The sequence below is a fragment of the Chitinophaga sp. genome (genome assembly GCF_039596155.1).
Classification (GTDB): domain Bacteria; phylum Bacteroidota; class Bacteroidia; order Chitinophagales; family Chitinophagaceae; genus Chitinophaga.
Genome location: NZ_JBCNKF010000016.1, coordinates 86418 through 99616 on the forward strand (window position 1 = coordinate 86418; position 13199 = coordinate 99616).

Annotated in this window: 10 protein-coding genes; 6 read left to right on the forward strand and 4 right to left on the reverse strand. The window is 45.8% G+C overall.

What is annotated here, in order from left to right; all coding sequences use genetic code 11:
- Positions 1–3: 3 nt before the first annotated feature.
- Entirely contained in the window at positions 4–870 is an 867-nt protein-coding gene (locus tag ABDW33_RS16570) for an STAS domain-containing protein (protein ID WP_343691192.1), read from the reverse strand.
- A gap of 187 nt (positions 871–1057) precedes the next feature.
- On the opposite strand from ABDW33_RS16570, the gene ABDW33_RS16575 reads away from it, so the two are divergent.
- The 4 genes from ABDW33_RS16575 to ABDW33_RS16590 all read left to right on the forward strand — a co-directional run bounded on the left by ABDW33_RS16575 (position 1058) and on the right by ABDW33_RS16590 (position 8787).
- Positions 1058–2467: an MmgE/PrpD family protein gene (locus ABDW33_RS16575; protein ID WP_343691193.1), complete on the forward strand. Its 1410-nt coding sequence runs from the start codon at positions 1058–1060 to the stop codon at positions 2465–2467.
- Positions 2468–2781: 314 nt separating this feature from the next.
- On the forward strand, positions 2782–5976 hold the full coding sequence (locus ABDW33_RS16580; protein WP_343691194.1) for a TonB-dependent receptor: 3195 nt from the start codon (positions 2782–2784) through the stop codon (positions 5974–5976).
- Positions 5977–6157: 181 nt separating this feature from the next.
- Positions 6158–8086 (forward strand): alpha-L-fucosidase, encoded by a 1929-nt coding sequence (locus tag ABDW33_RS16585; protein WP_343691195.1) that lies wholly within the window; start codon positions 6158–6160, stop codon positions 8084–8086.
- Positions 8087–8250: 164 nt separating this feature from the next.
- Positions 8251–8787 carry a DUF1877 family protein gene (locus tag ABDW33_RS16590; RefSeq protein WP_343691196.1) on the forward strand — a complete coding sequence of 179 codons (537 nt, stop codon included), beginning with the start codon at positions 8251–8253 and terminating at the stop codon, positions 8785–8787.
- A gap of 137 nt (positions 8788–8924) precedes the next feature.
- Here ABDW33_RS16590 and ABDW33_RS16595 read toward each other — a convergent pair whose 3' ends face one another.
- The 3 genes from ABDW33_RS16595 to ABDW33_RS16605 all read right to left on the reverse strand — a co-directional run bounded on the left by ABDW33_RS16595 (position 8925) and on the right by ABDW33_RS16605 (position 11017).
- Positions 8925–9419, reverse strand: coding sequence for a DinB family protein (locus ABDW33_RS16595; RefSeq protein WP_343691197.1), 495 nt, complete (start codon positions 9417–9419; stop codon positions 8925–8927).
- Between the two features lie 68 nt (positions 9420–9487).
- Positions 9488–10534: an AI-2E family transporter gene (locus tag ABDW33_RS16600; RefSeq protein ID WP_343691198.1), complete on the reverse strand. Its 1047-nt coding sequence runs from the start codon at positions 10532–10534 to the stop codon at positions 9488–9490.
- Between the two features lie 63 nt (positions 10535–10597).
- A complete protein-coding gene (locus ABDW33_RS16605; RefSeq protein WP_343691199.1) occupies positions 10598–11017 on the reverse strand; it encodes a VOC family protein in 420 nt (139 codons plus the stop codon).
- Between the two features lie 277 nt (positions 11018–11294).
- Between ABDW33_RS16605 and ABDW33_RS16610 the strand changes: the two genes are divergently transcribed.
- Both ABDW33_RS16610 and ABDW33_RS16615 read left to right on the forward strand, forming a co-directional pair.
- The gene (locus ABDW33_RS16610; RefSeq protein WP_343691200.1) at positions 11295–12755 is read left to right on the forward strand and encodes an amino acid permease; all 1461 of its coding nucleotides are present in this window, start codon (positions 11295–11297) and stop codon (positions 12753–12755) included.
- On the forward strand, positions 12727–13179 hold the full coding sequence (locus ABDW33_RS16615) for a GNAT family N-acetyltransferase (RefSeq protein WP_343691201.1): 453 nt from the start codon (positions 12727–12729) through the stop codon (positions 13177–13179). Before ABDW33_RS16610 ends, ABDW33_RS16615 begins: the two co-directional genes overlap by 29 nt.
- Positions 13180–13199 lie beyond the last annotated feature (20 nt).

Sequence of the window (13199 nt, forward strand, 5' to 3'; positions counted from 1 at the left end):
ATATTATAATCCAGATTTAATGGTTTCTACTCTTTTTACCTGAAGCTTCAGCATACCGAAAGCATGTTTTAATGCACTCGCCAAACTAGCTTTAGTAACTATATTAGAGAGGTCGATACCTAGGTGTACAACAGTTTGTGCGATTTCCGGGCGGATACCACTAATGATACATTCGGCGCCCATCAGGCGGGTAGCAGCGACCGTTTTGATCAGATGCTGTGCTACCAGCGAGTCTACAGCAGCTACACCCGAAATGTCGAGGATAGCAATCGTGCTACCGCTATTCACAATTTCCTGCAACAGGCTTTCCATTACAACCTGCGTGCGCGCACTATCCAGGGTACCGATGATAGGCAGGGCAAGAATACCGTCCCATACGCGGATCACAGGTGTTGAAATTTCTGCAATCTCGTCTGTCTGACGCAGAATGACCTCTTCTCTGCCTTTGATGAAGGTTTCGAAAGCAATGATACAGAGGTAGTCCATTAGTTTGCTGATCCTCACCACCGCATCCAGTAATGTAGCCGGGTCATCCTTGATGTCAGTCTGTAAGGAAGTGATGAGGGCGTCTTTTAAACTAAAAATGTAAATGCCGGTTTCAGCAGGGGTGAAACCCTGCCTGGCACGGGAGAGTGATACACCGGCCAACAATTCGTGAACAGGTTCAAAGTCAGTAGACTCAACATTGCTAAGGTTCTTTTCATTTAATACCTTTAAAAGTGTGTCTAAAAATTCTCCTGATTGTTCTCTCAGTTCATCATTACTCATCAGGTCTTCTCTGAGGCTAATGTTGGAAAGTTGTGTCGTCATCCAGTTTTCCAGGATCTTTTTCTGCTTTTTCTGAAGTAGTTTGGCTATTTCTGTTCCCATTGTTGATATTTAGGTATTTAATGTTGAGTTTATTAGCTGTTCCGCAGTATAAATATGGAAATTACATGTTGGGTGTGGCTGTATAATTTCATATATAGTGATCGCGTAATTTATTATTTAATGATTTCATAGCAATAGGCATGCTAATTGGTAGGGAAATTTAGATTCCACACCCAAAAAGGCACTTATGTCAGTTTTAAATATTACCGAACGGATCGCCCGGTTCTCCTTTTTTTCTTCATACGAACACATCAAACCTGCCAGCATAGAGCAGTTGAAGAAACATTTGTTGGATGCCGTGGGTTCGATGTTGTATTCAATAAAGGCGCCGACGGTGGCAAAATTATTTCGGCAGATCGGGAATTTACAGGCCAGTGGACCACTGGTTGTACCTGTATTGGGGAGTACAGGTGTGGACCGGGCTGCACAGTTATACACATTATTGGTACGGTATCCCGACTTTATGGACAACTACCTGGGAAAACATGCAACCTGTCATCCCAGTGATAATATAGGGGGAATCCTGGCCGCCTGCCAGGCGATAAATGCCAGTGGCAGGGATTTTCTTACGGCAATGGCTATTGGTTATCAGGTTGAATGCACCCTTATTGACCAGATGCCGCTGATGGCGAAAGGGATAGATCATACTGCCCTGCTGGCCATGTCGCTGACAGCTGCTTTGGCTCCCCTGTATGGATTGACGCCGGAGCAGGCTGCACATGCCATCGGGATCAATGCCAGCACTTTTAATACAACTGTCACTACCCGTGCATCTTATACCTACGAATGGAAGGGATATGCTTCTTCGCTGGTTGCATTGGGGTGTACCAATACAAGCCTGCTGGCAAAAGAAGGTGTCACAGGGCCGGTCAGCTACTTTGAAGGGCCGATGGGGTTTAAGGACGAATTTGATATGGATCCTGAATTTAACTGTGCGCCGGGCGACTTCTCAAGAATCGAACATTGTATTTTAAAGAGCTATAACGCAGAGGTACATACACAATCAGCTATTGAAGCATTACTGGACCTGAAATGTAAGCATGGTATAAAAGCCGCGGATGTGAAACGGATAGATGCTACCATCTTCCTGACTGCCTACAACATAGTAGGAGGGGGCAGATATGGTGACCGGAAGCTGGTGCAGACCAAAGAACAGGCAGATCATAGTCTGCCATACCTGCTGGCAGTAGCCATGCTGGACGGTGAAGTATTACCGGAGCAGTTATTGCCCGAACGTATCAGGAGACCTGATGTGCAGGCATTGATGGAACAGGTGTTTGTCGACACCGGTTTACCTTTGAAGGCTCCCCGCAAAGTGGCAGAGGTACTGGATCCCTACACGGCACCTTATCCGGAAAAAATGCCGGCAAAGATCACCATTCATTTGAAAAATGGAGAAGTGGTGGAGGAGAAGAAAGAAGATTATAAAGGGTTTTATACCCGTCCGCTGGAATGGGAGGATGTGGTCAACAAATTCCATTTATTAGGAAAGGACACAATAGATGGAGAGAGGAGAAATGAGTTGATCGCAGTGATTGGAAATCTGGAAAATGAACCGGTTAGCAGGCTGACAGATCTGTTGTCGAAAATAATATAATACAGGTATATTTAAATGACAATGCTTTTGCTCCAGGCAAAAGCATTGTTGTTTTATCGCCTCTAAGCTTCCCCGGCTGTTTCCATGTGTCAGCATAACGAGGCAGGTTTATATATAGTGAAATATTTTATGTATATGAATTGCGCCTGACATCTAAATATTTTGCAGCAAACCCTGCTGAACTGTGCAGTTTTTATGGTAAATTGTATAGTAAATTGTTTGAGAAGACCGATTGTATTGTACATGTTGTTTCAAGGTTAGCCATAAACACCAATATCATAAAGATGTATCAACCAAATCTACGCAAGCTCTTTTTGAGTTTATTAATTGCCTGTATTTCATTAAATAATCTGTTTGCCCAGGTTACAACAGCAAGTCTGAGTGGTGTAATAAAAACAGAAGCCGGGGAAGCGTTGCCCGGTGCTACTGTGCAGGTCACCTGGTCTGATGCTGGTATTAACAAGGGCCTGATCACTAAGTCAGATGGAAGTTTTTTAGTCCCTAACCTTCGTGTAGGTGGACCTTACACCGTAGTTGTATCTTTTACCGGGTATGCTACCAAAACTGCTACCGGCGTCTTTCTGAACCTGGGGCAAACGACTTCACTGGATCTGCGCCTGTCCGAAGCTGCAGGTACACTCAGCGAAGTGGTGGTGAGTGGCAGGTCAACTATTTTCAATGATCAGCGCACGGGGGCCTCAACGAACATTTCCAGCACGCAGATCCGGCAGCTGCCTTCCATTTCCCGTTCTGCAGACGACTATCTGCGTCTTACGCCATCTGCTTCCCCTACTTACAATGGGATTTCCTTTGCGGGCAGGAACGGGCAGTATAACAACTTCTCACTGGACGGTGCCGTGTTCAACAACCCTTTTGGTCTGGATGCCCCAACGCCGGGTGGACAAACCAACGCTCAGCCTATCTCTCTCGATGCCATTGACCAGATCCAGATCAACATTGCACCTTATGATGTGACCCAGTCAGGATTTACAGGGGCCGGTGTAAATACCGTTACCAAGAGCGGCAGCAACAAATTCAGTGGTACTGTATACGCTTTCTATCGTAATGATGCCTTGTCAGGTAGTAAAATAGACGGACAGAAATTTAAGGTGCCTACACTTGAATCCTTTCAGGCAGGATTCTCGCTGGGTGGTGCCATCAAAAAGAACAAACTGTTTTATTTCGTCAACTTTGAATCGGAGCAACGTAAAGATGAAGCCAGTGCATATGTAGCCCAGACGGCGGACAATGCAGGTGATATTACTACCAGCCGGGTACTGGCTACTGATCTGCAGGCAGTAAGTAATGTGCTGAGTACAAAGTATGGCTATAATACAGGGCCATACGAACACTATAACCTGAAAAGGAGCAACTATAAATGGTTAGCGAAAATCGACTGGGTGATCAGCAATAAACATTCGCTGGCTTTTACATATAACGGGCTCGATGCCTCACAGGAAAAGCCGGCACACCCCAACGCGATCAATCGCCGGGGACCTGATGCTATTACCCTGCAATTTAGAAATTCAGGCTATGAAATGGTCAATAAACTGCACTCATTTGGCCTGGAATTGAAATCAAACTTCAATGATACCTATGCTAATAAGTTCAGAGCAGTATACACTATTTTCAGAGATAACCGTCATCCATTCTCGTCTCCATTTCCTGCGCTGAATATTACCAAATACGGCGTGCCATATATAGTAGCGGGCTATGAACCATTCTCTATTAATAATGTGCTGAATCAGGATGCCTTGCAGTTGACCGACAACTTCAACATCATTTTACCGAAGCACACCATTACAGTTGGTGCTTCGTATGAGCAGTTTAAGTTTGGTAACTCCTTCAACCTGACCGGGTTTGGCTTCACACTCTTCTCAGGCGTTGATATCAATGACTTCCTCACCAATGCAGCTGCGGGTGGTTATGACGCCAACGTAGCATATGCAAAGAACCGTGCTGCCGCTGACCAGTGGACCTGGTATTACCTCACGGTAGGACAGGCTTCCGCTTATGCACAGGATGAATGGAACCCTGCATCCAACTTTAAACTCACCTATGGTGTGCGTTTTGACAAGGCATTGTATTATCCCTCAAAGGCAAGCTACAAGAGCCCTAATGTTAATGCAGACGGAACTTTTGCCGGTACTTTTGTAGAGGGTTCACCTACTGTTCCCAATACCGATAACCTGACCTTGTTTGATGAAAATGGCAATCCTGTAAAAAATGGGCCGGGTCAGACCATTGATAATACCCGCATGCCAAGCGGCAAGATCTTAGTCTCTCCCAGACTGGGCTTCAACTGGGATATCAATGGCGATAAAACCGTACAGCTGCGTGGTGGTACCGGTTTATTTACCGGCCGTTTTCCGTTTGTATGGGTAGGAAACCAGATAGGGAATCCATTTACCGGTTATTATGATGTGACAGCACGCAACTTTAAGTGGCCACAGATCTGGCGTTCAAATGTCGGCCTGGATTATAAACTATCCACCGGAACAATCCTGACAGGCGACCTGGCCTATTCAAAGGACCTGAATTCCATGATGGTAAGAGATTACGGTCTGGGTACACCCACAGGTACATTGAACTCAGGTACAGGAGATACAAGAGCGATATACCAGGCAGGAGATAAGGGCAATACCGCCACTTATGTATTTACCAATACTAAGATCGGCTATTCTTTCAATGCTTCATTTCAGGCACAGCAAACATTTGGGAAAGGATATTTCCTGATGCTGGGGTATAACTACCTGATCGCAAAGGACGCAAGCTCTATCTCCGCTGAGATCTCGGGGGATGCTTTTGACCGCAACCCTGTATTGGGCAACGCCAATAAGGCAAGAGAATCCCATTCCCTGTACGGCAATACCCACCGTATTACCCTGGCAGGAATCAAGAAGTTTGAATATGGTAAAGGCAGATATGCTACGACAGTATCGTTCTTTAGCAACTGGACTTCCGGCAACCGCTACTCTTATGTTTATGGCGGTGATGTAAACAATGACGGTTCTGCGGCTAACGACCTGCTGTATGTACCTACACAGTCAGAGATCAGCAAAATGAACTTTGCTACCCTGACAGATGCTAACGGAAATGTACAGGATGCTGCGGCACAGGGCGCGGCCCTGGAGCGTTTTATTCAGCAGGATAAATACCTGAGTAAGCACAGGGGGCAATACACAGGTAAATACGATGGCATGACACCCTGGTTCAGCCAGCTGGATCTTCGCCTGATGCAGGATTTTAACCTGAAAGGGAAAGAACATACCAGCACCATCCAGGTAAGCCTGGACATCGTGAACCTCGGTAACCTGATCAGCAGCAAATGGGGATTGCGTAAGTACGCCAGCACAACGGGGTACTATCAGCCACTGGCTTATACCGGTAAGGATACCGACGGCAAGGCGATCTACCAGTTCGATCCCGGGCAAACACAGACCTTTACCACCAGTCCTGATCTGCCTTCCAGATGGCAGATGCAGCTGGGGCTGAGATATATTTTTTAACTGACACGGATTTGAATTGTAATGAGGGCCCGTATATACGGGCCCTCATATTATTTTGAGTATAGGTAATACTATTTTCCGTATAGTTTATTTCCTTGGTAAAACAGCCTATTTTTATTGTTCATGTGAACTTAGATGGATCCATCCATCTGAACAGGTCTAACAAAAAACGAATTACAGCATGAAGAAATTTTTAGGCGGCACCAGTCTGGCATTAGCCATGCTGATGCTGGGGCCCAGCTGTAGCAATGCCCAGGTAAGTGCACCCGCACCTTACGGCGTATTGCCTTCCGCACCACAGGTGGAATGGCAGGCTATGGATATGTACGCATTTGTACATTTCACTGTCAATACCTTCACTAACAAGGAATGGGGGTATGGTGATGAAGACGAGAAGATCTTTAATCCTACCAGTTTTAATGCGGATCAGATAGTATCAAGTATCAAAGCTGCCGGCCTTACAGGACTGATCCTGACCTGTAAACACCACGATGGATTTTGTCTCTGGCCTACCCGGACTACCTTCCACAACATCACTAAAAGTCCCTGGAAAAACGGGCAGGGTGACATGGTGAAAGAATTTGCAGTAGCCTGTAAGAAACAGGGGATCAAATTTGGTGTGTACCTTTCTCCATGGGACAGGAACAATGCCGCTTATGGCACACAGGAGTATGTGCGCATCTATCGCGAGCAGATGAAAGAACTGCTCACTAATTACGGACCGGTATTCGAAATCTGGCATGATGGCGCAAATGGTGGCGATGGCTATTATGGTGGGGCACGCAAAGAAGTGAAGATCGACCGTTATTCTTATTATAACTGGCCGGAAACCTGGGCGCTGGAGAAGCAATTGCAGCCAGGTGCCGTAATTATGAGTGATATCGGGCCGGATGTACGCTGGGTAGGCACCGAAACAGGTTTCTCCGGTGATCCGTGCTGGGCTACTTATACGCCGATTGGCGACAAGGATTCTTCCAATCCGGCACCAGGTCAGGTATTATATGAGCTGGGGCTGAATGGTACCCGCAACGGGAAGCAATGGATGCCTGCAGAGACAAATTTCTCCATTCGTCCGGGATGGTTCTATCATGCAACAGAAGATAATAAGGTAAAAACCCCGGACGATCTCCTGAATCATTACTTTGCGTCAGTAGGTCATGGTACAACAATGTTGCTGAACGTACCGCCGGATCAACGTGGCCTGGTAAACGAAATTGATGCTGCTTCGCTGAAAGGCTTTGGAGAGATCATCAGGGAAATGTACCGGGTGAATTATGCAGCAGGCGCAACTGTCGAAGCCAGTGATGTAAGAAGTGACGACAAGGCATATGCTGCAGCAAATGTACTGGATAATGATCCATACACCTATTGGGCGACGAAAGACGGCGTGACTACCGGGGAACTGGTGTTGACCCTGGCTGGCACCAGGACTTTCAATGTGATCCGTCTCCGTGAAAACATTAAACTCGGGCAGCGTATAGATGACTGGGCAGTAGACGTTTGGGAAAATAACCAGTGGACAGAACTGAAGAAAGGTACGGCAATCGGTTACTGCCGCCTGATCCGCAGCGATCGTATGGTGACGACTAACAAGGTAAGGATCCGCATCACCAAAGGGGCGGCGAGTATCTGTCTCAGCGATGTTGCATTGTTTAAAGCACCTGAAGCGAGAGCAGCAGCCGCCAATAAAGACCTGATGGTAGACAAGACACAGTGGAAATCGCATGATGCGAAGTTCTCTGCAGCGATTGATGGGGATGCTACCAGCGCGGTGCAGATGGAGCTGAGTGCGTTTAAGAAGGTGGCGCCTAAAGGCGTGATTGTGGATATGCAGTTCCCGGCAAGAATTGTAGGATTCAATTATCTACCTGTAAAGGATAAAGGGTTGGTAGATAAATATAAGGTATATACCAGCGAAGATGGCAAGACCTGGACACTCCGGAAAGAAGGTGAGTTTTCAAATATCAAAGCAAACCCGATCGAGCAGCGTATAGAACTGGATCAACCTGTGAATGCAAGGTATTTCAGGTTTGAACCGATACATGTACTGCCAGCGACGCTTAATGGCAAACTGTATGTAGGCATTGCTGAAATAGGTATCATTAAATAATACGCTTTTTTAACAGGCCACAGGCCGGTTGTCAAATACAAACGCTTCTGCCAAAAGGTAGAAGCGTTTATATTTGTATGTAGTGCCCGTTCAAATATCCTTTTTGCGTTTTTTGGCAAATGTTAATATCTTCAAATAAATTTGCGGAATCTTTAAATGCTCTTATGGGACAAAGTGCTACACTATTTCTCGTGGACAGGAACGAATTTTCCAAGATTGGAGACGATCCTGATTATCCGGTGGCCAATATCGCCAGCGAGAAAACAACTTTTGAAAAATCTTTTGAGGGGTTATTATTTCTGATTACCAAGGGTAGCAGACCTGAGGATATTTCTATTGTAAGACAGATCTTTTATCCGGAAGCTTACATAGGGGAGGAGATCGATTTTGAAAACATTGATATCGATGCGCTTCCGGACGATTTCGATTTTGACAAGCAACCGCTGTATTTCAATGATCCGGCTACTGTATCAGAGATTGCTGACCTGCTGGCATCCATCGAACCTGGTAATATTATTGCGCTCTTTGATCATACAGAGCTAAATGAGCATGATATAGAACCCGGACAGGTATGGACAGACGACGAAAGAGAAGGTGCAACCTTCAATGCCCGGCACATGGCGACAGAATTGCAGGAGTTGAAAGCGATCTATGAAAAAGCGAAAGAGCAGGGCGCTTATATCGTAAGCCTCGTAGACTAATAAAACCCATGAAGAAGGTGCCTTAGGGCCGTTTTTAACTCCTTAAAAGAACAGAACCTTTTTCATTAATGCATAAAAAAAGCCCCTGCCATGCAGCAGGAGCTTTTTGCCAGATTTTAGAATGGGGGCGAAATGTTTTATTCTCTATCCCAGAAAAAAGGTGGTTCAATTCCCAGTGAGCGCAGGTATACATATCCCTGTCCGCGGTGATGTATTTCATTGTCAACTACATACATCATCAGCAGGTAGACGGGCATTTCCCACTGACCAAAAGCTAATACCACATCATTGAACCTTTCAGCCGGAATTTTATTCCACAGGGTATCAATGATGCCGGTTTGCTCATCCCACAGGTCCAGTAATTCCTGTTTGGTGGCGGGGGCTTCCTCATGCTTGAAACGTTCCCATTTTTCGGTGATAATACCAGTCAGGGTTGGAACAGCCATACCTATGAATTCCATTGCCAGTTCAGCAAAGGGACGCATGCCACCCACAGAATGACTAAAGAGCTTGTCTTCGGGAAACGCGTTAATTGTTTTGCGGGTCAGGTTACGGTGCAACTGCCAGTGTTTCAGCAATTGTGCCGGGGTCATAAATGTTTCTGTGGCTACAGTGGTGGTCATTTCTTTCATGTTAGGTTTGTTTTGTTATAGCAAAGTAAAAAAGGGCAGGTGACAACAGTATGTCAGTAGCCCTGAAATTATTTTTCTTCGCCCATAAGAATGGCCCAGGGTTGCAGTGATTCCACTTTTTCGCTGATGATGCGGATAATGGCAGCCAGGGGAATGAACAGGAACATGCCGGGAATACCCCATACCAGTTTGCCGGTGAGCACGGCTATAATCGTAATCAGGGGATTGAGTTTTACATTGCCACCTACCACCCGGGGCAGAATGACATTGGCATCCAGGAAGTGTGCGACAATAAAGACGATCCCTACTGTTAATGCCTGTGAGGGTTCTCCGTTTGCAAAAGTGATGAACATGCTGATTGCCATAGCAGTATAAATACCCAGATAGGGTATTACGTTCAACAGTGCAGCCATCACGCTGATGAGCAGGGCGTATTTGATACCTAATATGGCAAGTGTGGATACTAACAGGATAATGAGTATAAACATTTCAGTGAGCAGACCTATAATGTATCTGTTGATCATCTTGCGGGCGCTGGCCAGTACTTCTTCTACCTTAGGCAGTTCTTCCTGCGGGAAGAGGGCCATCACAAAACGTTTGAACAGGCGGCGATGATACAGCATAAAGAACGTAAAGATGAGGAAGAAGATGGTAAGGATAAAGACCTCTGCCGCGCCGATAAAGGTGGCTCCCAATGAGCTCATGGCCGTGGATTGCAGGCCACTGGTAGATTTTCGCAGGTAGTCAGTTTGCTGTTGATAATCTAAATGATAGGTATTGAATAACCAGGCTCTGAGATCTGCCAGACTGTCCGCAAGGCGTTTTTGCAGTTCGGGAAGATTATGGGTAAAATTCACGATCTGGTGACTGAGTATATCAATAAAAGAACCGATTAACACGACAAAAAGAAGTACAGAGATAGCGGCGGCGATGCCACGGTGCAGCCCCCACTTTTCCAGCTGCCTGCATACAGGAAGCAAGGCAAAGGAGATAAGGAGCGCAAAGAACAGCGGGATGATCACTGTCTTGCCCAGATGCATGAGTAGCAGCGACAGGATAAGCGCATGTAAGATCAGGGCCAGGCGGGCATAGAAGGCCAGTTTAACGCTTTTCATAATATTAACTTTTGCAGTATAGTGAACATAATGAATGCCAAACTATGCCGCACCGCAGTCTGCTTATTTGTAATCATAATTTACCATCCAGTGAATGCCATACTTGTCCGTCAGCATTCCAAACAGTGCCCCCCAGAATTGTTTACCTAAGGGCATGGTCACACTACCTCCGGCAGATAATCCTTCAAAGAGCTGCCTCGCTTCCTCTTCACTTTCAGCATTAACACTGATGGCAACACTATCACCTGAAATGGTTTTGCCCATATGCCCCGGACGATCACTGCCCATCAACGTTCCATTGTTTCCAACCGGAAGTGCAACGTGCATAATTTTATCTGCATCTTCAGGGGGTGGCGGGTTTTCGCCGGGTACATCTTTGAATCGCATGATGGTAGTAAACTCTCCGCCAAATACAGATCTGTACAGGTTGAATGCAGCTTCGCAAGTGTCGTTAAAATTGAGGTAAGGATGAAGTGATGCCATAATGTGGTTTTACTGTTAATGTAACAGCCATGAAGGGAAATGGTTTAAAAAAATAAAGCCACCCTTAAAAGAGCAGCTGTCTGATATCCCTATACCTATGAAATAATAATTTTAATGTTGCAAATTTACAACGCACGATTTTTTTATTAGTTAATCTGATGTTAAAGAACGCGGAAACTTTATAAGCGGTAAATAAGGTCGTGGGGTGGTTTAAGTCTAGTTGTTTTGTGGAGTAATCGCAATGCATTACCTTTGCAGCCATCATTAAATCGTACCTGTGATAAGAAAATCAATAACCAGCCTGCAACAGGAGGCTGCACAAAGTGGCAGTAATACATTAAAGCGTAGTCTTGGAGGTTTGAACCTCATCGCCATCGGCATTGGTGTGATCATCGGGGCAGGTCTTTTTTCCCTGACCGGCATCGCTGCTGCCAACAATACGGGGCCTGCTGTTATTCTCTCATTTATCCTGGCAGCCGTTGGCTGTGCTTTCAGCGCGCTCTGCTATGCTGAGATGGCAAGTATGGTACCCGTGGCAGGAAGTGCATATACATATGCCTATGCTACATTGGGAGAGCTGTGGGCGTGGATCATCGGCTGGGACCTGGTGCTGGAATATTCAGTAGGTGCGGCTACCGTAGCTATCAGCTGGTCACGCTATCTTGTCAAATTTCTCAGCACCTACAATATACATATCCCTCCTCAGCTGGTGGCCTCTCCATTTGAGAAAATAGAACTGTCAGATCATACGGTTGTACATGGATTCATCAATCTGCCTGCCGTATTGATTATTGTGGCGATCACTTCTATCATCATACGTGGTACCAGGAGTTCTGCCTGGTTCAATGCCATCGTAGTGGCGCTGAAAGTAGGCGTGGTATTGGTCTTCATCGCACTGGGATGGAAGTATATTCATCCTGAAAACTATCATCCTTTTATACCGGCAAATACAGGAACATTCGGTTCTTTTGGCTGGAGCGGTATTCTGAGAGGTGCCGGGGTCGTATTCTTTGTATTCATCGGTTTTGATATTGTGGCAACGATGGCACAGGAAACGCGCAATCCAAAGCGGAATATGCCGATTGGCATTTTAGGGTCACTGATCATTTGTACCATTCTCTTTGTACTGTTTGGATATGTATTGACAGGAATGGCACACTACACTGAGTTTAAAGACAACCCCGCACCTGTGGCTATGGCTATTGCACACACTCCTTATAAGAACCTGTTCCTGGCGGTGATAGGTGCGATCCTGGTGGGATACACATCTGTGATACTGGTTGACCTGCTGGGACAATCCAGGGTATTTTACTCAATGAGTAAAGATGGATTATTACCACCTGTATTCTCTCAGTTGCACAAACGTTTTGCTACACCGTTCAAATCCAATATTGTGCTTTGTATTTTCATCAGTCTCTTTGCAGGGCTGGTGCCTATTTCAGTTGTAGGGGAGATGTGTAGCATTGGCACCCTGCTGGCATTTGTAATGGTGTGTCTGGGTATCCTTATCCTTCGCAAAACACAACCGGATCTTCCCCGTCCATTCAAAACACCTTTCGTACCGGTAGTGCCTGTTTTAGGTATCATCACCTGCCTGGTGATGATGTTCTCCTTACCACTGGATACCTGGATACGTTTGCTGGTATGGCTGCTGTTAGGTTTCATCGTTTACTTTGGATACGGAAAAAGAAATAGTAAATTAGGCGGATATGGTAACACTCAAAAGAACGAACAGTGATGACCTGCATTTTCAGGAATTGATCATTGCGCTTGACAAAGATTTGTGGGTAAGATACCCGGATGTACAACATGATTACGAAGTACTCGATAAGGTAAAGAATATACCTACTGTTGTAGTGGCATATGTCGATGACCTACCTGTAGGTTGTGCCTGTTTTCGCCGTTTTGACGACCATTCAGTAGAGATCAAAAGAATGTTTGTACAAGCTTCCCGGCGCGGGCAGGGCATTGCCTACAGTATATTAAAAGAATTGGAAACCTGGGCGATATCACTCGGTTTTACCCGCGCTGTATTGGAAACCGGTAAGCGCCAGCCGGAAGCCATTGCCCTTTACCAGAAGTCCGGTTATACCATCATGGACAACTATCCTCCCTACGAGCAGATGGAGAATAGTGTATGCCTGCAAAAACCCTTGCTGTAGGCTACTTACCTTTTATCCAG

Coding starts and splice junctions, on each gene's coding strand:
- ABDW33_RS16590 (WP_343691196.1), top strand. CDS start 8,251: ATGGGACAAAGTGCTACACTATTTCTCGTGGACAGGAACGAATTTTCC.
- ABDW33_RS16615 (WP_343691201.1), top strand. CDS start 12,727: ATGGTAACACTCAAAAGAACGAACAGTGATGACCTGCATTTTCAGGAA.
- ABDW33_RS16570 (WP_343691192.1), bottom strand. CDS start 870: ATGGGAACAGAAATAGCCAAACTACTTCAGAAAAAGCAGAAAAAGATC.
- ABDW33_RS16595 (WP_343691197.1), bottom strand. CDS start 9,419: ATGAAAGAAATGACCACCACTGTAGCCACAGAAACATTTATGACCCCG.
- ABDW33_RS16575 (WP_343691193.1), top strand. CDS start 1,058: ATGTCAGTTTTAAATATTACCGAACGGATCGCCCGGTTCTCCTTTTTT.
- ABDW33_RS16605 (WP_343691199.1), bottom strand. CDS start 11,017: ATGGCATCACTTCATCCTTACCTCAATTTTAACGACACTTGCGAAGCT.
- ABDW33_RS16600 (WP_343691198.1), bottom strand. CDS start 10,534: ATGAAAAGCGTTAAACTGGCCTTCTATGCCCGCCTGGCCCTGATCTTA.
- ABDW33_RS16585 (WP_343691195.1), top strand. CDS start 6,158: ATGAAGAAATTTTTAGGCGGCACCAGTCTGGCATTAGCCATGCTGATG.